At 36.3% G+C, this 19344-nt stretch carries 21 protein-coding genes and 1 pseudogene; 12 read left to right on the top strand and 10 right to left on the bottom strand.

The window, feature by feature from the left end:
- The 3 genes from RBB48_RS00005 to murC all read left to right on the top strand — a co-directional run.
- On the top strand, positions 1-2232 hold a 2232-nt coding region (locus RBB48_RS00005; RefSeq protein WP_306007297.1), incomplete at its 5' end, for a DNA translocase FtsK.
- Between the two features lie 61 nt (positions 2233-2293).
- On the top strand, positions 2294-3412 hold the full coding sequence (locus tag RBB48_RS00010; protein WP_000658380.1) for a nicotinate phosphoribosyltransferase: 1119 nt from the start codon (positions 2294-2296) through the stop codon (positions 3410-3412).
- A 253-nt stretch (positions 3413-3665) separates the two neighbouring features.
- Entirely contained in the window at positions 3666-4976 is a 1311-nt protein-coding gene (gene murC / locus RBB48_RS00015; RefSeq protein WP_000219461.1) for a UDP-N-acetylmuramate--L-alanine ligase, read from the top strand.
- A 55-nt stretch (positions 4977-5031) separates the two neighbouring features.
- Here the strand turns inward: murC and RBB48_RS00020 are convergent, their stop codons facing one another.
- The gene (locus tag RBB48_RS00020) at positions 5032-5694 is read right to left on the bottom strand and encodes an HAAS signaling domain-containing protein (RefSeq protein ID WP_199695301.1); all 663 of its coding nucleotides are present in this window, start codon (positions 5692-5694) and stop codon (positions 5032-5034) included.
- Positions 5691-6035 (bottom strand): PadR family transcriptional regulator, encoded by a 345-nt coding sequence (locus tag RBB48_RS00025; protein ID WP_048544504.1) that lies wholly within the window; start codon positions 6033-6035, stop codon positions 5691-5693. Before RBB48_RS00025 ends, RBB48_RS00020 begins: the two co-directional genes overlap by 4 nt.
- 145 nt (positions 6036-6180) lie before the next feature.
- On the opposite strand from RBB48_RS00025, the gene RBB48_RS00030 reads away from it, so the two are divergent.
- From RBB48_RS00030 to RBB48_RS00040, 3 genes are all read left to right on the top strand, one after another.
- Complete coding sequence (locus RBB48_RS00030; protein WP_088610261.1) at positions 6181-6729, top strand: GNAT family N-acetyltransferase; 549 nt, start codon at positions 6181-6183, stop codon at positions 6727-6729.
- Entirely contained in the window at positions 6726-7217 is a 492-nt protein-coding gene (locus RBB48_RS00035; RefSeq protein WP_088064589.1) for a GNAT family N-acetyltransferase, read from the top strand. Before RBB48_RS00030 ends, RBB48_RS00035 begins: the two co-directional genes overlap by 4 nt.
- 77 nt (positions 7218-7294) lie before the next feature.
- On the top strand, positions 7295-7699 hold the full coding sequence (locus tag RBB48_RS00040; protein ID WP_088610260.1) for a PH domain-containing protein: 405 nt from the start codon (positions 7295-7297) through the stop codon (positions 7697-7699).
- A 36-nt stretch (positions 7700-7735) separates the two neighbouring features.
- Here the strand turns inward: RBB48_RS00040 and RBB48_RS00045 are convergent, their stop codons facing one another.
- Positions 7736-8851, bottom strand: coding sequence for an aminopeptidase (locus tag RBB48_RS00045; RefSeq protein ID WP_046956172.1), 1116 nt, complete (start codon positions 8849-8851; stop codon positions 7736-7738).
- Between the two features lie 187 nt (positions 8852-9038).
- On the opposite strand from RBB48_RS00045, the gene RBB48_RS00050 reads away from it, so the two are divergent.
- The 4 genes from RBB48_RS00050 to ccpA all read left to right on the top strand — a co-directional run bounded on the left by RBB48_RS00050 (position 9039) and on the right by ccpA (position 12556).
- On the top strand, positions 9039-9551 hold the full coding sequence (locus tag RBB48_RS00050; RefSeq protein WP_001197725.1) for a DUF948 domain-containing protein: 513 nt from the start codon (positions 9039-9041) through the stop codon (positions 9549-9551).
- Entirely contained in the window at positions 9551-9877 is a 327-nt protein-coding gene (gene ytxJ, locus RBB48_RS00055; RefSeq protein ID WP_046956174.1) for a bacillithiol system redox-active protein YtxJ, read from the top strand. Before RBB48_RS00050 ends, ytxJ begins: the two co-directional genes overlap by 1 nt.
- A 117-nt stretch (positions 9878-9994) precedes the next feature.
- Positions 9995-11011 carry a CamS family sex pheromone protein gene (locus RBB48_RS00060; protein WP_088610259.1) on the top strand — a complete coding sequence of 339 codons (1017 nt, stop codon included), beginning with the start codon at positions 9995-9997 and terminating at the stop codon, positions 11009-11011.
- A gap of 546 nt (positions 11012-11557) precedes the next feature.
- Positions 11558-12556 (top strand): catabolite control protein A, encoded by a 999-nt coding sequence (ccpA, locus tag RBB48_RS00065; protein WP_001103309.1) that lies wholly within the window; start codon positions 11558-11560, stop codon positions 12554-12556.
- Positions 12557-12590: 34 nt separating this feature from the next.
- On the opposite strand, the gene RBB48_RS00070 is transcribed toward ccpA, so the two are convergent.
- The 3 genes and pseudogenes from RBB48_RS00070 to dhp61 all read right to left on the bottom strand — a co-directional run bounded on the left by RBB48_RS00070 (position 12591) and on the right by dhp61 (position 13570).
- On the bottom strand, positions 12591-12953 hold the full coding sequence (locus RBB48_RS00070) for a DUF4288 domain-containing protein (protein WP_137012498.1): 363 nt from the start codon (positions 12951-12953) through the stop codon (positions 12591-12593).
- Between the two features lies 1 nt (position 12954).
- Positions 12955-13191, bottom strand: coding sequence for a DUF3949 domain-containing protein (locus RBB48_RS00075; protein WP_088064585.1), 237 nt, complete (start codon positions 13189-13191; stop codon positions 12955-12957).
- Between the two features lie 79 nt (positions 13192-13270).
- Positions 13271-13570, bottom strand: a pseudogene (gene dhp61, locus RBB48_RS00080) (protein Dhp61).
- A 148-nt stretch (positions 13571-13718) separates the two neighbouring features.
- On the opposite strand from dhp61, the gene RBB48_RS00085 reads away from it, so the two are divergent.
- Positions 13719-13991: a DUF3917 domain-containing protein gene (locus RBB48_RS00085; protein ID WP_000636592.1), complete on the top strand. Its 273-nt coding sequence runs from the start codon at positions 13719-13721 to the stop codon at positions 13989-13991.
- Between the two features lie 48 nt (positions 13992-14039).
- Here the strand turns inward: RBB48_RS00085 and mscL are convergent, their stop codons facing one another.
- The 4 genes from mscL to RBB48_RS00105 form a co-directional block, all read right to left on the bottom strand.
- Complete coding sequence (mscL, locus tag RBB48_RS00090; RefSeq protein WP_000267007.1) at positions 14040-14441, bottom strand: large conductance mechanosensitive channel protein MscL; 402 nt, start codon at positions 14439-14441, stop codon at positions 14040-14042.
- Positions 14442-14569: 128 nt separating this feature from the next.
- Entirely contained in the window at positions 14570-15496 is a 927-nt protein-coding gene (locus RBB48_RS00095; protein ID WP_088610258.1) for a Gfo/Idh/MocA family protein, read from the bottom strand.
- A gap of 154 nt (positions 15497-15650) precedes the next feature.
- Positions 15651-16781 (bottom strand): RNA-guided endonuclease InsQ/TnpB family protein, encoded by a 1131-nt coding sequence (locus tag RBB48_RS00100; protein ID WP_306007298.1) that lies wholly within the window; start codon positions 16779-16781, stop codon positions 15651-15653.
- A gap of 743 nt (positions 16782-17524) precedes the next feature.
- Complete coding sequence (locus RBB48_RS00105) at positions 17525-17740, bottom strand: ankyrin repeat domain-containing protein (RefSeq protein WP_088064581.1); 216 nt, start codon at positions 17738-17740, stop codon at positions 17525-17527.
- A 149-nt stretch (positions 17741-17889) separates the two neighbouring features.
- On the opposite strand from RBB48_RS00105, the gene RBB48_RS00110 reads away from it, so the two are divergent.
- Positions 17890-19344, top strand: coding sequence for a sensor histidine kinase (locus RBB48_RS00110; protein ID WP_098089157.1), 1455 nt, complete (start codon positions 17890-17892; stop codon positions 19342-19344).

A 19344-nucleotide genomic window follows, 5' to 3' on the forward strand; every position in this document is an offset into this window, starting at 1 on the left:
GAAGAACAACAAGTTGTAGAAGAAGCACGGATTGCGGAAGAGCAACGAGTTGTAGAAGAAGCGCCGATTGCGGAAGAGCAGTCAGTTGTAGAAGAAGCGCCGATTGCGGAAGAGCAGCCAGTTGTAGAAGAAGCACTGATTGCAGAAGAACAACAAGTTGTAGAAGAAGCACGGATTGCGGAAGAGCAACGAGTTGTAGAAGAAGCGCCGATTGCGGAAGAACAACGAGTTGTAGAAGAAGCACGGATTGCAGAAGAACGACAAGTTGTAGAGGAAACACCGGTCTCAGAAGAGCAACCAATTGTACAAAAAGAAGAACCAAAACGTCAGAAAAAGCGCCATGTCCCATTTAATGTTGTTATGTTGAAACAAGACAGAACGCGATTAATGGAAAGACATGCGGCTAGAGTAAATGCAATGCAACCTTCTATGAGTGAACGAGTAGAGAATAAGCCTGTCCAACAAGTGGAAGAAAAGCCAATGCAGCAAGTAGTAGTGGAACCACAAGTGGAAGAAAGACCAATGCAACAAGTGGCAGTAGAACCACAAGTGGAAGAGAAACCAATGCAGCAAGTAGTGGTAGAATCACGAGTGGAAGAACACCCAGTGCAACAAGTAGTAGTAGAACCACAAGCGGAAGAGAAACCAATGCAGCAAGTAGTGGTGGAATCACAAGTGGAAGAACGTCCAGTGCAACAAGTGGTGGTAGAGCAAGTACAAAAGCCAACTTCAAGTACGGAAGTACAAGAGAAAGCATATGTTGTAAATCAAAGAGAGAACGATATGCGAAATGTATTGCAAACACCACCGACATATGCAATTCCGCCATTAACATTGTTGTCAATTCCGCAGCAGGCAGCTTTAGATAATACGGAATGGTTGGATGAACAGAAAGAATTATTAGATACAACATTTAATAATTTCCACGTTGGTGCACATGTTATTAACGTATCGCAAGGTCCAGCGGTAACTCGTTTTGAAGTACAGCCAGACCCAGGTGTGAAAGTAAATAAAATTACAAACTTAAGTGATGATATTAAACTGAGTTTAGCAGCGAAAGATATTCGTATTGAAGCACCGATTCCAGGGAAGAGTGCGATTGGAATCGAAGTTCCAAATAAAGAAAGTAAGCCAGTATTCCTTCGTGAAATTTTAAGAAGTCCTGTGTTTACAAAGAGCGAATCACCGCTTACAGTTGCGCTAGGACTTGATATTTCAGGCGATCCAATTGTAACGGATATTCGAAAAATGCCACATGGACTTATTGCGGGTGCAACGGGTTCTGGTAAAAGTGTGTGCATTAACGCAATTTTAACGAGCATTTTATATAAAGCGAAACCGCATGAAGTGAAGTTAATGTTAATCGATCCGAAGATGGTTGAGCTTGCACCATACAATTCTGTTCCGCATCTTGTAGCACCTGTTATTACGGATGTAAAAGCAGCGACAGCTGCATTAAAGTGGGCGGTTGAAGAAATGGAGCGTCGTTATGAATTGTTTGCGCACGCTGGTGCTCGTGATTTAACTCGTTATAATACGATTGTAAGTGGGCGAGAAATTCCAGGAGAGACATTACCTTATATCGTTATTGTCATTGACGAGTTAGCCGATTTAATGATGGTAGCACCTGGTGATGTTGAGGAAGCGATTTGTCGTATTGCGCAAAAAGCACGTGCTTGTGGTATTCATTTATTAGTAGCAACGCAGCGTCCGTCTGTAGATGTTATTACAGGTTTAATTAAGTCAAACATTCCAACGCGTATTGCGTTTACTGTATCATCTCAAGTTGATTCGCGTACGATTATTGATATTGGGGGCGCGGAGAAATTACTTGGCCGTGGTGATATGCTATTTTTAGGAAACGGTACGTCTAAACCAGTTCGTGTACAAGGTGTATATGTATCGGATGATGAGATTGAGAAAACAGTTGATCATGTGAGAAAGCAAATGAAGCCGAATTACTTATTTAAGCAAGAGGATTTATTAGCGAAAACAGAACAAGCTGAGTCGGAAGACGAATTGTTCTTTGATGCATGTCAATTTGTTGTAGAACAAGGGGGAGCGTCCACATCTTCTGTACAGCGAAAATTCCGCATCGGTTATAATCGCGCGGCACGTCTCATTGAAGAGATGGAATCGCAAGGGATTATTTCTGAAGGAAGAGGAACGAAACCGAGAGATGTCCTTATTTCTGAGGATGAATTCGCTGCTATGCAGGAAACAAATGTATAGTAAACGGTTTTGCTGTATACTAATAGAAAATGTTGGATAGTAAAGTAGGGAGTAAAGCGACATGAAAGAAATTGAATTAAAATTAAAAGGTGAAATAAATAGACTAACAAATAGAACATTTAAATTTGACGAACGTGTTGGAGAAGGTTGGTTCTCTGCCGTTTACTTTTTAAAGACTAGAGAAATCATTGAAGAATTTCGCCCGAAAAGTGTTGTGACGATGCAATTTTTCCAAAAGGAAAATGCAGTTCTTTGCGGAACAGATGAAGTGATTGCTTTGCTACAAACATTCGCCAAAAATCCTGAGGAACTTGAAATTAACTCTTTAAAAGATGGCGATAATATTAGTCCGTTTGAAACAGTGTTAACAATTCATGGTCCTTATGAAAATTTCGGATTTTTAGAAGGTGTCATTGATGGGATTTTAGCCCGTCGTACATCAGTTGCGACAAACGTATATAACGTTGTCCAAGCTGCGCGTAGCGTAGATAAAGAAAAACCAGTTATTTTCATGGGAGATCGTGACGATCATTATACGCAACAAGCTGGTGACGGTTATGCAGCATACATCGGGGGTATGAGCGCACAAGCGACGCATGCGATGAATGAATGGTGGGGTAGAAGTGGTATGGGGACAATGCCTCACGCATTAATTCAAATGTTTAATGGTGATGTTGTGGAAGCGGCAAAAGCATATCATAAGAAATTCCCAGAAGATGAATTAGTTGTATTAATTGATTACAATAATGATGTCATTACAGATGCACTTCGCGTAGCGCGTGAATTTGGATCAACATTAAAAGGTGTACGTGTAGATACGTCGCGCACGATGATTGATCAATACTTCATTCGCCACCCAGAAGTACTTGGAACATTCGATCCACGTGGTGTAAACCCATCACTTGTATTCGCACTTCGTAAAGCACTTGATGAAGAAGGATTCCAGCATGTAGACATCGTTGTAACTGGTGGATTTGATGAGAAGCGTATTCGTGAATTTGAAGCTCAAAACGTACCTGTTGATATATACGGAGTAGGAAGTAGCTTATTAAAAATGAATATTGGCTTTACTGGTGATAACGTAGAATTAAATGGAAAACCAGAAGCGAAAGCTGGTCGTAAATATCGTCCAAACCCACGTCTAGAGCGTGTTCAATTAGAAAAAAGAGAAGATATGTAAAAGAGAGAAAAACTGATAGGTGATTGACCCTATCAGTTTTTCTGTTATCATAGTATAGCGGCTTCTTTTTTGCTATAATGGATTTGTTATGGACATAAAAAAGAAGTACGTACGAGTTTATCCTGATAAGTGAAGGGAAAGAATAACTTCACTACATCAAAAATGTATGATGATTACCAAAATAAGAAAAGATTCATATACTGTCTTATAGATAGGCCGTTGTATTAGTTCGAAATGTTGGAGGTTCTTTAAGATGACAGTTTACCATTTTGTAGGAATTAAAGGAACAGGAATGAGTTCATTAGCTCAAATTCTTCATGACATGAAGCATACTGTTCAAGGGTCTGATTATGAAAAGCGTTTCTTTACACAAACAGCGTTGGAAAAGCGTAATATCTCGATCCTTCCTTTTGATAAAAATAATGTAAAAGAAGGACAAGTGATTATTGCAGGAAATGCATTTCCTGATACGCATGAAGAAATTGTAGCAGCAAAAGAATTAAACATCCCAGTACATCGTTACCATCACTTCTTAGGTGATCTTATGAACCAATACACAAGTGTTGCTGTAACTGGTGCACATGGAAAAACATCAACAACTGGTTTGTTAGCCCATGTAATGCAAGGTGCACACCCTACATCTTACCTCATTGGAGATGGAACAGGGCATGGGGTAGAAAATAGTAAGTATTTTGTATTTGAAGCTTGTGAGTATCGTCGTCATTTCTTGTCTTACAATCCAGACTATGCAATTATGACAAACATTGATTTTGATCATCCAGATTATTTCTCAGATATCAATGATGTATTCAATGCATTCCAAGAGATGGCATTGCAAGTGAAAAAAGGTATTATTGCATGTGGGGATGATGAAGAACTTCAAAAAATTCAAGCGAAAGTACCTGTTATTTTCTATGGATTTGGAGAAGATAATGATTTCCAAGCACGTAACATTCAAAAGAGAACAGATGGTACTATTTTCGATGTATTCGTTCGTAATACGTACTATGACACGTTCAAAATTACAGGATACGGCAACCACAGCGTATTAAATGCATTAGCAGTAATCGCGCTTTGCCATTATGAAAACGTTGATGTAGAAGCAGTTAAGCATCAGTTAACAACTTTTGAAGGCGTAAAACGTCGCTTTAATGAAAAGCCAATGGGAGAGCAAGTTATTATCGATGACTACGCACACCATCCGACAGAAATTAATGCAACGATTGAAGCAGCTCGTCAAAAACATCCAGAGCGTGAAGTTGTCGCTGTATTCCAGCCGCATACATTCTCACGTACAGAAAAGTTCTTAGATGAGTTCGCTGAAAGCTTAAGCAAAGCTGACCAAGTATACTTATGTGATATTTTCGGATCAGCGCGCGAAAACAAAGGTGAATTAACAATCGAAGATCTGCAAAAGCGTATTGACGGTGCAGAACTAATTACAGATACAACAACGGATGTATTAAAGAAACATAAAAACGGCGTTCTAATTTTCATGGGCGCAGGAGACATCCAAAAATTCGAAGCAGCTTACGTAAAAGAAGTTCAAGTTGCAGAGAAGTAATAGAAAAGACGCATAGCTGTGGCTGTGCGTCTTTTTTTGTTGTGTTCGATATATTTTAAAAAGCGTTAATCTGTTGATAGTGTTTATTCTTTTTGTATAGTTGTTTTAATAAAAAGATATATAGTGAACTAAAAAGTACATATCCGATTAAATAATAGAATGAAAATATATCGAATTGTTTTGTTATCATAATTCGAATCGCGAAGAATGCAAACGGAAGTGCAATTAAAACGCTAGTACTAAAGGAAATCATTGTTTTTAAAAATTTTAATTGCTTTGTATTCCAATGGTTTTCTCTACAGATGAACCAAATATTGCTTACGATAAAGGCTAATAAAAATGGTAAATTAGCTGAAATATTTATAAAGCCAAGTGCGATAGGTACTGATAAAGCAACGAGTGGAGCAACAGATAGCCCTGTAAAGTATTTAATAAATGTATTTGTAAATTGCTGTGCATCTTGAATAACGTCTGTATATTCTCCGGCAATTTCCTGTGCTAATTCTTTTGGAGGAAGAAATTCTTCAATCACTTGTGAAGGGATGCTTGCTAATGGTATCCCTTCATTTTCTTTACTTAATGCATTTTCATATAAATCGGATTTGATTTCTAGCACATGTTGTTCTCTTGCTGAGGTAGGTAAGTTCATTAAACCTTTGTCGAAATCCTGTAAGAAAGAAGCAATGAGTTCATTTGAAAAGAATTGTTCCTTGTTCATTTTTTATCCTCTCCTTTAGCTAGTAACATTAGAGCATGATACACTGCATCATAATCATGTAAGCGACTATGTAAAATTTCTCTCCCTTCGTCTGTAATTCGATAGTATTTTCTTTTTGGGCCATCACCGGACTCTTCCCAATAGGAAATAGCCCAATTGTTTTTCGTGATTCGATTTAATATGGGGTAAATCGAACCGTTTGGGATATGAAACACAGGGATATCTTGTAATGCACTTGTAATTTCGTATCCGTACATAGGTTGTTTACTTATTAAAGACAAAATAGCAAGATCAAAAACACCTTTACGTAATTGAATTATAAAATTATCATTTTTTTCCATGCTTTAACTATATATGACTCATATCTAGATATCAATCATATATAGTGGGTGTTCATATATATAATTTAAAATAAAGTGTGAATATTTAACAATTTATATCTGTAAGTGTTAGAATAATAAGAAAACTAAAAGGGAGCTAAAAAACATGTTCACACTTCGAGTAGACGATGAAATCGAATTACAGTTATTAGAGAAGCATCATAAAGAGGAACTATATCAATTAATAGACCAAAACCGTAATCATTTACGAAGATGGCTTCCTTGGGTAGATGGGATGAAATCAGCTGGTGCGTATGATGAGATTTGTCCGATGTGGTTAAAGAAGTTTGCAGAGGGAGACGGTTTTGAAAGTGGCATACGTTATAAAGGAAAGCTCGTTGGGATGGTAGGCATTCATCCGGTAAGTTGGGGGAAGAAAGCGGCCAGTCTCGGATATTACCTGGCAGAAGATGCTGGCGGGAAAGGTATTATGACGCGTAGCGTGAAGGCTGTACTTCAATATGCATTTGAGAATTTAAAATTAAATAAAGTGGAAATTAGATGCGGTGTTGAAAATGTGAAAAGCCGCGCTATTCCAGAGCGTTTAGGTTTTAAGTTAGATGGTATTTTAAGAGATGATGAATGGCTATATGATCATTTTCACGATATCGCTGTATATAGTTTACTAGCTTCAGAGTGGAAGGAGATTCGATGAACGAGAAGATACGCATTATTCCGTATGAAAGTACGTTTCAAGATGAAGTAGTAGATCTTATCGTTCATATTCAGCAAAAAGAGTACAATGTCCCCATTACGAAAGAAGAGCAGCCAGACCTGCTTGAAATAGAAACATTTTATCAAAGGAATCATGGAAACTTTTGGGTAGCAACTTATGATGATAAAGTAGTTGGAACAGTAGCTTTATTAGATATTGAGAATCAGCAAGTAGCGCTAAGAAAAATGTTCGTAAAAAAAGAATTTCGCGGAAAAGAATGGGGCGCATCACATAAGTTGCTCCAAACAGCAATTTCGTGGGCTGAGAATAAAAAGCTGAAAGATATTTACTTAGGAACGACAGTGAAATTTTTAGCAGCACATCGCTTTTATGAAAAGAATGGTTTTCAAAGTGTGGATATAGAAGATTTGCCAAAAAGTTTTCCAGTGTTACAGGTGGATAAGAAATTCTATAGATATATTGTTTAAGAAGGTCATGTAGAAATGGCCTTTTTTTATGAACTAAAATGGAAAAAGTGGTATAATTTGGGGTAGGGGGTGCGTGTATGAACATTCCGATTCAAAGAAGTAAATCGGTAGTAATTTTCGTTTGTCTCACGTTAGTTTTTATGTTCGTATATCCACTTGTCATGATTATCTCAAATAAAGAGCAGTGGATGTCAGCGTTAATTGGAATGGGTTTATGTTTCCTTGTAAATGTACCACTCGTTTGGGAAGTATTTATTAAAAAGCACAAAGTAGAAAATGGGGTATTAAAGTACGGTATTTTAAATGACGATATCGTATTGAAAGAGATACGAATCATTCGTCAAGTTGGGAAATCCCTTGAAATTACGACGAATACATACAAAGTACATATGGTTGCGATGCCGCAACATATGGAGCAGTTTTTATCGCTTGTAGAAAAAGAGAGTCCACATGTGAAAATAGAAATGGTAGGTAATAAATGAAAAACGCTCGGAGAAAATTCCGAGCGTTTTTATTTATTATTTTAAGTTCTCTGGATTTAAAGCTTCTAGTTCAGATACAACGAAGCGTCCGTCTTTACGGATTAGTACGTCGTCGAAGTAAATTTCGCCGCCGCCGTATTCAGGGCGTTGGATGCATACTAGATCCCAGTGAATGTTCGAGTTGTTACCGTTCCATGCATCTTCGTAAGCTTGTCCAGGTGTAAAGTGGAAGCTGCCATCGATTTTTTCATCGAATAGGATGTCTCCCATTGGATGTAAGATGTATGGGTTTACGCCAATTGCGAACTCACCAACGAAGCGTGCGCCTTCGTCTGTATCGAAGATTTTGTTAATGCGCTCTGTATCGTTTGCAGTTGCTTCAACGATTTGACCGTTCTCAAATTTAAGTTGTACATTTTCAAATGTATAACCGTTGTAAGGAGATGGTGTGTTGTAAGAAACTGTACCATTAACAGAATCGCGAACTGGTGCAGAGTATACTTCACCGTCTGGAATGTTTAAATGACCTGAACATTTAATAGCTGGAATATCTTTAATAGAGAATGTTAAGTCAGTTCCAGGGCCAGTTAGGCGAACTTTATCAGTTTTATTCATTAATGTAACAAGGCTATCCATCGCCTTATCCATTTTACCGTAGTCTAAGTTACAAACTTCGAAGTAGAAGTCTTCGAAAGCTTCTGTGCTCATTTTAGCAAGCTGCGCCATAGAAGCATTTGGGTAGCGAAGAACAACCCAGCGCGTTTTCGGAACGCGGATGTCTCTATGAACTTTCTTACCAACTGTTTGACCGTGAATTTGCATTCTTTCACTTGGCACGTCAGCTTGTTCGTTAATGTTATCGCCAGAGCGAAGACCGATATAAGCGTCCATATCTTTCATTACGCTTGCTTCATATGCAGCGATTTGTTCAAAATGTTCTTCAGTAGCACCCATTAATAAAGAGCGATCTACTTGATGATCTTTTAAAGAAACGAATGGGAAACCACCAGCTGCATATGCTTCTTTTACAAGTGCAGTTACAAGTTCTTTTTGTAAGCCAAAGTTTTCAATTAATACTTTTTCGCCTTTTTGTAAGCGGATAGAGTAGTTAATTAAATTGTATGCTAACTTTTCAATGCGTGGATCTTTCATATGTAAAGCCTCCCTACTAATTATGTATCCTCTCCTATTGTAACCTACTTAGTGGAATTTGTTGAATCATTTATGTTAAAGTTAACGAATAAGTATGAAAATTCTAATGAAAAGATAGGGATTAGAACGAAACGGAAAATGATTGTATAATAGGGGAAAGTATGAAAAAGATAAAGGAAGTGATGAAATGCAAGTTCTTTTATATGTAAGTGCGGCTATTATCGCGGTTGCTTTCGCTGTATTAGTAGTATATGTATGCAGAACGTTGTTATCGGTTCAAAAGACGTTAGAAAACGTTGCAAGCACGTTAGAAGGTTTAGAAAAGCAAATGCAAGGGATTAGCGTAGAGACGGAGCAATTATTACATAAAACAAATGCGTTAGCTGATGACATTCAACAGAAGTCACAATCATTAAATAAAGTAGTATCGGGTGTAGATGGAATTGGAACGACAATCCATTCTTTAAATACGAAACTTCGTAATGTATCAGATTCTGTTACGGACGAAATTGAAAATAATGCCGATAAAGTAGCGCAAGTTGTACAGTGGAGTAGCGCAGCAATTGAAGTATACAATCATTATCGTGCGACAAGACAAGAGAAAAAGGTTGAAAAAGAAGAGCGTAAATTAGAAAGACTTGAGAAAAAAGCTGAAAAGAAAGAAAAGCGCTCTAGACTTCGTATGAGAGGTGAATCGTGATGAATATGACAAAAATTGAAGCAATTGAAGAACTTGAAGTATTAGTAGAAAAAAACGAGCCTTATGTTCTTTTTAAACATAGTACGACATGCCCGATTAGTCACGGTGCATATACAGAATTTCAAGCGTATTGTAGTGAAGAAAGAGCAGTACCAGCGTATTACTTATACGTACAAGATGCGAGAGATGTTTCGAATCGTGTTGCAGAACAGTACAGCATTAAACATGAATCTCCGCAAGTGTTATACATAAAAGATGGGATGGTAGTATGGAATACGTCTCATTGGAACATTAAAAAAGACGCTTTAGAAGAGAATATTAAGTAAAAAGAAGCAAGCGAAAGGTGCTTGCTTCTTTTTTTTGTTTTTGTTGAAATATATTTAATGGTACACTGTTATTAGTTCAAATTAAATAATTAGATTGTTGAAAGTAGGTTTTAAGTAATGAAGAAAATGGCATTATCCTTCGCGGTCGTAAGTTTATTACTAGGAGCTTGTAGTAATGATACGATTAGTAAGAAGGATGAAGTTATACAGAAGGATACGAAAGAAAAAAGCATGATTCCGAGAACTGCTGTTTCTAAAGATTATTATAGAACTGTAATTCCTTTAAAAGAACAAAAGGTTATCAATACAGCTAATATAACAACAAATTCTAAATTAGATTTAGCAGAGTATGAAAATGGTTTAATGAATATTGCAAAAGAGCAATTTGATACAGAAAATCATGTACTACAATTAAATCAGTATATTCCGGAGAAGTTAGTTGATGAACTAGTCGCAAAAGTAAAAGCACCCGTTTTGACAAATATTATAGAACAAGACTATTTCGGGAAGCAGAATTCAAATGAATTAAGTTTATCTGGCGTTGTGATCGGGTTAGCCATGTCTTCAAGTGTATCGAATGAAGAAGCTATGTCTAAGGGTACTGAAGTTGCCAAGCAACTTATTGAAGCGATTAATAAAAATGACAAGTATAATAAGTCTCCAATTACGTTTGCTATCTTTAAGCAAGAAAGTACAAGTTCTTTAAAAAATGGGACGTATATTGCTAGTGCTACCGTTCAAAAGAATGATACGAACCTTGGAAATTGGAGTACGATCGATGAACAAGCATATTCATATCCTTCTGATGAATTTAAACAAGCACATGGAGAAGATAATACAAAAATAACTGAATTTGCTGATGCGATGAAAGGTTTTTCTCCGGCAGATTTTATCCCAGTAAATGCTAAAGTTTCTTACAAGAAAAATCAGATGGATACATTAAATATGAATATCGTTATTAAATATAACGGTAAAACAGAATTAATGGCTCTTACTCAAATGGCTGCTCAAAGTATGTTAGAAAAATTACCTAAAGATGCGAAAGTACAATTGCAGATAAAGTCCGAGAGTAAAATTGAGGCAATTATTATAAAAGAGAAAAACAGCGAAAAACCGTTTGTTTCCTTCTTATAAAAAAAGACAGTGTTTAAACTGTCTTTTTTTATTGTAAGTGAAAAGGTACGATGGGAAGGAGCGCCGCGTAATACGCTTCCTATATCCGCTGCGCCGATTTTAAAGAAAGCAACACATTTACCTGTCGTTGCCGATATAACGCATTCTACAGGGTGATGTGACCTTCTATTGCCAGCCCAGATCCAGCGCGCATCAAATGAATATCATTGTCGGTTTCTGTCGGTAAGTCGATATATATAAATCGCCGATATAAATTTCATTTACTAACGTACGGCTTAATATACAGTTTGTACTCATGGGATATCTATTTTTTTACAAAAAATGCCCTTTTTTTCATAAAAAATACGAAAATACGAGAAAAGAAGCGAATTTTTTCGAAACTTTTGCGGGAAAATATTGTATGAGCCTGCGTTTTTATCGTATCATTAGTAAAAGGAAGAACTCGGGACGATTGGTGGCATCTGCAAATAGAGTTGATGTCTTTTTTTCATTCAAGTAACCGATACATAAAAATAGATAACAAAAATAGAAGGAGTGTGCGATGAGATGAACGTAACAATTTATGATGTAGCGCGTGAAGCAAACGTTTCAATGGCTACCGTATCTCGTGTAGTGAACGGTAATCCAAATGTAAAGCCTACAACAAGAAAGAAAGTATTAGAAGCGATTGATCGTTTAGGGTACCGCCCAAATGCGGTAGCACGTGGACTAGCAAGTAAGAAGACAACTACAGTAGGTGTTATTATTCCTGATATCTCAAATACGTTTTATGCAGAACTTGCTCGTGGAATTGAAGATATCGCAACAATGTACAAATATAACATCATTTTAAGTAACTCTGACCAAAACAAAGAGAAAGAGTTCCATTTATTAAATACGATGCTTGGAAAACAAGTGGACGGAATTGTTTTCATGGGTGAAGATATTACAGACATTCACATTGAAGAATTCAAAAAGTCTCCAGTACCAATCGTATTAGCAGCGTCATTTGATGAGCAAAATGAAACGCCATCAGTAAATATTGATTATACGCAAGCAGCTTACGACGCAATGAAGCACTTTATTGAGCAAGGGCATACGCGTATCGGTTTCGTCTCTGGTCCTTTCATTAATAAAGCGGGAAGCGCGAAGAAGTTACAAGGTTATAAAAAAGCTTTAGAAGAAGCAGGTATTTCATATGATGAAAATCTTATAATCGATGGAGATTACACATATGATTCAGGTATCGAAGCATTCGAAAAGCTTTGGAGCAGTGATGAAAAGCCAACAGCAATCTTCGTATCTTCTGACGAAATGGCACTAGGTGTAATCCATGCAGCACAAGACGCTGGATTAAACGTACCAACTGATGTAGAAGTACTTGGTTTCGATAATACACGCCTTGCATTAATGGTTCGTCCGCAACTTTCAACAGTTGTACAACCAATGTATGATATCGGTGCAGTAGCAATGCGTCTATTAACAAAGTATATGAACAAAGAAAAAGTGGAAGATCACACTGTTATCTTACCTCACCGTATCCAATTTAGAGATTCAACGAAATAAGTATAAAAAAGCTCACAGCAATTGCTGTGAGCTTTTATTCGTATTCAGGGTAGTATGTTTTAACTATTGTATCTACCGTTTCATTTTTTTTAACGTGTAAAAATCTTGCGTACAACTCTGTTCCTGTTTCAAATGAAGTATCATTTAATTCAAATACATGTAACACTTTTCGAAACTTCCATGTGACTTGTTCACCGTACACATTATCGTACGATTCTTCAGAGTGTATAGCTATTTTTTTGCCTAATTCGTGAGCTTCCTCTAGGTCGTTTGCTTTAACGAGGATAATACTTTCTTCAAAAAGTTTATCGTGATTTTCTTCATAATGCTCATCCACTTTCGTAGGATGAGGCTCACCAGAATGAACAGATTCAAATAATAATTTTACAGCGTACATATTATGCTGCATGTTTCACCTTATAAATAATACTTGCGACAAGCGAAGCAGGTATTGTAAATACGTTGCTTTGATAATGATAGTGTATTTGGGATTCTTCATAAGACATGTTGTCATATAGTTCGTTTTGTGACACGTTCATTTTTTTCTGTTTTTTCTTTAATATCTTAATATAGTTGTACTGTATTGGGACGAGAATGATGAAATAGGCTAATACGATTAGTGAAATCCAAATCATTATGAACACTCCCTTGTAAAGAATATTTATATATGGTAATTATATCGATTTATATAAAAAATATCCATTTTTTTGGTGGTCAATTTTCTTTCCAAAATGCAAAAAGTTCTTCAGGACTTCGTAAATTATGTTCCAGGCATGTTTGTGTGCAGTGCGCTTAAAACTTTGTATTAACTGTTCTAACCTAGAAGGATTATATTGTTTTACATTGCCAGCAATAATAATTTCATCTTTGTCTAAGTTAAGTGATAATTTTAGTAAAGTTATATTTGTTTCTAATTGTACAACTTAGACATAAAAAAAACTTTGTGTCTAAGTCGATTGTAATATAATCGAATCGCTCTACCTGTTTAAAATATCCTACAATATCATCTTCCAATTGAAATCCTCCCGAGTATATGGCCTATTGGTGACTTCGCTACAAAATGGTATTGTTCCTTGTTATATGTCACATAAGTGCAAATTTAACTATTATAGGGCAATGTCATGTATAATAGAAAGAAAAGGCTTGTGAGGGGGGAGAAGAGATGATCGTTCTTTGGATAATTACGCTTTGTATGACTGCTATTTTTGCATATATGACGTTAAAACAAAATGGCTTAAAGCGATTTGTTCCAGGAAGTATTCTTGCAGGAATTGCCCTTATCACGTATGTAATTTCTATTTTTATTGAAAGTGTATCAGTGGACATGAGCACAAGTTTAATGTTCATGGGTATTACACTATTTGCAGGTAGTATTATGGTACTTATGGTTGCAGGTATTATTTTATTTATTCATATGAATTCGGAAACGTTATAGAATATAGAAAAGGCATGTCCCGAGGGGCATGCCTTTTTATCCGTTCAATTATGCTCTATCTTTAGAAGAATTTTGTTGTTTTAATAAGTCGCGAATTTCGCTAAGAAGAACTTCTTCTTTTGTTGGTTCTGGAATTTCTTCTGTCTTTTCTTCTTCTTCTCTTTTAGATGTTAGTTTGTTGAACACTTTAACGAACATAAAGATAGAAGCTGCAATAATTAAGAAATCAAAAATAGTTTGGATGAAGTTACCATACATAACAGCAGATTTACCATATCCAAAATGTAAATCTGTAAAGTTAACGCCACCTAATACCATACCAAGTAATGGTGTGATAATATCTTTTACTAAAGAACTAACGATTTTACCAAATGCAGCACCGATTACAACCCCGACAGCTAAATCGATTACATTCCCTTTGAATGCGAATTTTTTAAACTCGTTCCACATGTGTTAATCCCATCCTTTCCACGATTCAATATGAAATTTATAATTCCTATCAACATATTCTATAGAAATTTGTGAGAGAAATAAAGAGAAAATGGGAATGAAAGTAAATTCTGAAAAATGTATCCGTTTTAATTTTTGTTTACATTCTCCAGTAGAGATTGCAGCAGCTGCTGCGTTTTTAATCCTTCTAATCCATCTACAACAGGCTTTGTATCTCCTTGTACACATTCAATAAAATGATGAACAGCATCTTCAAAACCACGTTGTTTTAACGTCGTATCCCATGATGGTGAACCAATCTGAGAAACTGCATTTTCCTGCTCAACTTCAAATGTGTTCATATTTTTTACGCGAATGATTTTACCTGTCGTTACAAGTTCAATTTGTTCTAAATTTGTACCGGCGTGGCGATGCATTGCGGTAGAAAGTAACAGTCCACTTGGCGTTGTATATGTGTGATGTCCGTAAAGAAGTTCATTCTTTTCATTTATTTGCATCATATTATGAACGACGTTAAGATCATCATTAGCTAACCAGCGAGCAGTATCTACAATATGTAAGTAATCATCTAACATAGTAAAGTCGTACGTATATGGCCCCACTTTATTTGTGCGGTGTTTTTCAATTCGAACCCATGAAATATTATGAGCTTGCTCTTTTGCAGCAACATACATAGGAACGAATCGGCGATTAAATCCGACCATTAACTTTCTGTTATGCTTTTCGCTCAACTCGACTAGTTGCTCAGCTTGTTCCACTGTAGCTGCTAGCGGCTTATCAACATAAACGTCAATTCCTTTTTTCAGAAGTTCAGAAACGATTTCATAATGTGTAGCAGTTGAACTATGGACGAAGATTGCATCACATTCTGAAGCCAACGTTTCAATAGAATGAAAGTCTTGAATGCGGTATTGGTGGCAAACTTGTTTCCTTTTCTCCGCGTTAGGTGTAAACGCCCCTACAAAATTCCAATCTGTTTCTTTTGTAAGTGTTGGAAGATAGGCCTTTTGCGCAATACCTCCAAGTCCAATCATCCCAATTTTAGGTTTATTCATGTTTATTCCCACCGATACGATAAACTTAACTAAATCTATACAATTCAATCAAATTTACACAAGTTAGTGCTTCATCGTGTTCTCGCAGCCCCAAAGGGACGAGGGGTATAACACTCCACACGAGGCAGTATCGTTACCTCCTATTATCAAGCATTTATTTTACCCATCTTGATAAATTTATCGACGCATTTACATCCCTATCGTGATGGCTATTGCACCCAACACAACACCACTCACGTATTTTTAAACTCCACTGTCCTTCCGGTTGAACTGAATGGTTGTATTTTACTCCGCAACATGAACAAATCTTGCTTGAGGCGAACCATTTATCAGCTTTTACATACGCAATGCCGTACTTCTCGCACTTGTATGACAAACATTGAAAGAAGAAGTTTAATTTTTGAAAGGAAAGTGCCTTCGATAGTTTTTTGTTTTTTAACAGGTTTGAGATAGGTAAGTCTTCCACAACAATTCTCCTTGGTTTGGTTTTCACCAATTTAGCTGTTGCTTGATGGATATGGTTATTTCGGATATTCGTAATTTTCCTAGATAACCGCAGGTGCTCAGTTTTAGCTTTTTCATATCCGGCAGATTGAATTTTTACACCTTTTTTAAATCTCCTAGACATATCTCTTTGCGCTGACTTTTTCCTTCTCAAAAGTTTTTTAACCTTGGCATCTTTGTTTATATTTCGTTCTTTCGTACCATTAGAAGCTACAAACAGCTCTTTTAAACCAACATCCACACCAATCGAATCATTGGTTAGTTCTTGGGATTCAAAGTTTTCTTGGAACCCTACACTCATCCACCAGTGACGACCATCAAAGGTAACTCTTGGATTGGATGGTTTTTTGTTTCGTGGTAGTTGTTGGCTTGTTTTCACTTCTCCAATGGACTGAATATAAACTACTTTCTTTCCTATAATCAGTCTTTCATAATTGGCATAAAATCCTTGAATTAAATCTTTTTTGGATTTATAAGAAGTGTGATAACCATTTTTGTACTTTTTGAACGAATGTTTCCTCGCCGTATCAAAATCTTTTGAAGCCTGTTTAGGAACTTGTGCATTAATGTCTTTTAACCACTCATATCTCTTTCGCTTCTTGATCTTTGTAAATCGTTTCTGTAAAGCTAACTGTGAAACAGATTTTCCAAATAGCTTATAATATCTATCACTCATTCTTTTACAATAGTTATAAGCAAATCTTGCAGCACCAGCATGGTTTCTAAGCACTTGTTCTTGTTCAGGCGTTGGAATCTGTCTGACTTTCTTCGCCAATATCATCAGAATTTAACTCCTTTACTGTGCGAATATTCGAGCACTTATCTTTTAGATAACGAAAGATTGATTCTTCTGAATGGCAGCGTGTTCCACCAGCATTCTCCTGAGACTACTCGGATACAAACCTGTTAATTCCGATACTTGACTAACTCGTGAAAATTTCATTATTATTCTCACCTCATTGAACCTAACATAGCACATACGTTCGACAAGTTCAATGAAGTTTGATAGATTCAATAAAATTTATCTTGTTCAACTAAGGGCGCAATTCCTTAGCCAGTTCTCTTATGAACTTCTCATATTTTCACATGAGCGCAGACTATATGTTTATCTCTTTAGAGATAGAGGATTTTTCCACCACCATAGGCTTGTGGTGTACTCTCGTCAGTTATACGAGATAGTCGTTGAACGTTCATCTTATCACTTTTGACTTAGATGATTCGAGGCGGAAGACCCATTGTTCTAGTGTTTAGGATTTAACCTTGCACCATCTGATTGATTTTTTCTGCTTTCGCAACATTCACGCTCACCATTTCTAGCCACGTTGTAGTTCAATCAGCTTTAGGGATTGCCCGCAGTTAACCCTCACTACTAGCCAATCACTTGACTAGCAGGGCTTACTGATATATTTAATTAACTTTGGTTATAATTTGTTAAATAAATCGTAACAGTTAGTTACCCTATTAATATTGATGTAACGGCTTAAATGTAGCATAGGATGGGAGAGGAAGGCAAAAATTAGCTTTTTACTTACGTCCTTCTAACAAAATCTTCTCTATCTCTTCAAAGTTATGAGCGCGAGCATGCTCTAACGGGGTAACACCATCGTTGTCTGGAATATTTACATCTGCACCGTGTAGCGCTGTCTCCATGCTTGTCATCTCCTTTTTAACTTCTTGTTCTTGTGAGCAACCTTGTAAAAAAATTACGCAACATAACATGCTTAATGTTTTTTTGAACATGGAATTTCAACCTCCTCATTTCAACTGTAAAAGAAGAACATTAAATTTTTATAAACTGACGCTAAAGTTACTATAAAATCGCTTGAGTATTTGAACATATATTTTTATGCTTATGAATAACATGGTTTGTTAAAGTGAGGATGTAACATATGTCTATTAAAACAAGATTTTTATTCTCTTATATCGCTGTTATTCTCGTTTCCATCACGCTCATATTAGTCGCGGGATTTTTAATTGTTTTTTCTATAACAGGAGACTTGGAATCAGTGAAAAATTTCTATAAAAGTTCCTATATTCAAAAGCCGCTTACGCCAGAAGAAGAGAATACGTATATTGAATTGAAATTAGCGGCAAAGAAAAATCAATCACAACTATTAGATGAATCGTTCGTTTCATCACTTGAAAAAGAAGGGGTGAAAATAGTTGTAAGAAAGGGAGAAACCATTTCTTATGCTACAAAAATATTTGAAGGTGTATCTTTAAAAGAAGCCATTCCGAAATTTGAATCAGCAAATATTAATAGTCGTGGTACAACAGAACTAGGCGATACATTTTATCGATATGTAAAATTTGATTTTTATTTTCCCGGAGATGAAGAAGGGAGTATATTTGTACTAAAAAGGCAAAGTTCATTTGTAGATCTTACACAAAAATTATTTCCAATTTTATTCGTAGCACTTTTACTGTTAGCGATATTACTCATTGGATTAGTAAGTTATTTCGTCTCAAGAAGTGTGATAAAACCAATTTTTGTGTTGAAAGATGCGACTGGGAGAATTAAAGAAGGGAATTTAGATTTTCAAATTCCAGTTACATCCCATGATGAAATCGGGCAATTAAATCAAGGGTTTGAGGAAATGAGAAAGAAATTAAAAGAGTCGATAGAGATGCAAACGCAGTATGAAGAAAATCGAAAAGAGCTCATTTCCAATATATCTCATGATTTAAAAACACCGATCACATCTATTATCGGATATGTAGAAGGCATAAAAGATGGAGTCGCAAATACGCCAGAGAAAATGGATAAGTATTTAACGACCATTCATACGAAGGCAAAACATATGGATACACTTATTGATGAGCTCTTTTTGTTTTCGAAGCTTGATTTGAATCGAGTTCCCTTTCAGTTTGAAACGATAGAGTTAAACGTGTTTATGCAGGAATTATTAGAAGAGATGCAGATGGATTTAAGTGAGGAAGGTATAGAAGTTTACTTACAATTACATTCATCACCACTATATGTAACGGCTGATTGCGAAAAGATAAATAGAGTGATATCAAATTTAATTCATAATAGTGTGAAATACATGGATAAAGAAGAGAAGAAAATTACTGTAACAGTATTGAGTGATAACAATAAAGTTATTGTGAAAGTGATGGACAATGGGGCAGGTATAGAAGCTGATACGCTGCCGTATATATTTGAGCGGTTTTATCGTGCAGAGCAATCGCGAAATTCTAGCACAGGTGGAAGTGGACTTGGCTTAGCGATAGCGAAACAAATTGTTGAAGAACATGGCGGAGAAATTTGGGCGGAAAGTAAGCTTGGGGAAGGTACAAGTATTTTCTTCTCATTGAAAAAAGTACAGGAATGTGGTGAGTAG

The sequence above is a fragment of the Bacillus sp. MMSF_3353 genome (genome assembly GCF_030733445.1).
In the GTDB taxonomy this organism is placed as follows: Bacteria; Bacillota; Bacilli; order Bacillales; family Bacillaceae_G; genus Bacillus_A; species Bacillus_A wiedmannii.

Coding starts and splice junctions, on each gene's coding strand:
- RBB48_RS00010 (WP_000658380.1), top strand. CDS start 2,294: ATGAAAGAAATTGAATTAAAATTAAAAGGTGAAATAAATAGACTAACA.
- murC (WP_000219461.1), top strand. CDS start 3,666: ATGACAGTTTACCATTTTGTAGGAATTAAAGGAACAGGAATGAGTTCA.
- RBB48_RS00020 (WP_199695301.1), bottom strand. CDS start 5,694: ATGAACAAGGAACAATTCTTTTCAAATGAACTCATTGCTTCTTTCTTA.
- RBB48_RS00025 (WP_048544504.1), bottom strand. CDS start 6,035: ATGGAAAAAAATGATAATTTTATAATTCAATTACGTAAAGGTGTTTTT.
- RBB48_RS00030 (WP_088610261.1), top strand. CDS start 6,181: ATGTTCACACTTCGAGTAGACGATGAAATCGAATTACAGTTATTAGAG.
- RBB48_RS00035 (WP_088064589.1), top strand. CDS start 6,726: ATGAACGAGAAGATACGCATTATTCCGTATGAAAGTACGTTTCAAGAT.
- RBB48_RS00040 (WP_088610260.1), top strand. CDS start 7,295: ATGAACATTCCGATTCAAAGAAGTAAATCGGTAGTAATTTTCGTTTGT.
- RBB48_RS00045 (WP_046956172.1), bottom strand. CDS start 8,851: ATGAAAGATCCACGCATTGAAAAGTTAGCATACAATTTAATTAACTAC.
- RBB48_RS00050 (WP_001197725.1), top strand. CDS start 9,039: ATGCAAGTTCTTTTATATGTAAGTGCGGCTATTATCGCGGTTGCTTTC.
- ytxJ (WP_046956174.1), top strand. CDS start 9,551: ATGAATATGACAAAAATTGAAGCAATTGAAGAACTTGAAGTATTAGTA.
- RBB48_RS00060 (WP_088610259.1), top strand. CDS start 9,995: ATGAAGAAAATGGCATTATCCTTCGCGGTCGTAAGTTTATTACTAGGA.
- ccpA (WP_001103309.1), top strand. CDS start 11,558: ATGAACGTAACAATTTATGATGTAGCGCGTGAAGCAAACGTTTCAATG.
- RBB48_RS00070 (WP_137012498.1), bottom strand. CDS start 12,953: ATGTACGCTGTAAAATTATTATTTGAATCTGTTCATTCTGGTGAGCCT.
- RBB48_RS00075 (WP_088064585.1), bottom strand. CDS start 13,191: ATGATTTGGATTTCACTAATCGTATTAGCCTATTTCATCATTCTCGTC.
- RBB48_RS00085 (WP_000636592.1), top strand. CDS start 13,719: ATGATCGTTCTTTGGATAATTACGCTTTGTATGACTGCTATTTTTGCA.
- mscL (WP_000267007.1), bottom strand. CDS start 14,441: ATGTGGAACGAGTTTAAAAAATTCGCATTCAAAGGGAATGTAATCGAT.
- RBB48_RS00095 (WP_088610258.1), bottom strand. CDS start 15,496: ATGAATAAACCTAAAATTGGGATGATTGGACTTGGAGGTATTGCGCAA.
- RBB48_RS00100 (WP_306007298.1), bottom strand. CDS start 16,781: ATGATATTGGCGAAGAAAGTCAGACAGATTCCAACGCCTGAACAAGAA.
- RBB48_RS00105 (WP_088064581.1), bottom strand. CDS start 17,740: ATGTTCAAAAAAACATTAAGCATGTTATGTTGCGTAATTTTTTTACAA.
- RBB48_RS00110 (WP_098089157.1), top strand. CDS start 17,890: ATGTCTATTAAAACAAGATTTTTATTCTCTTATATCGCTGTTATTCTC.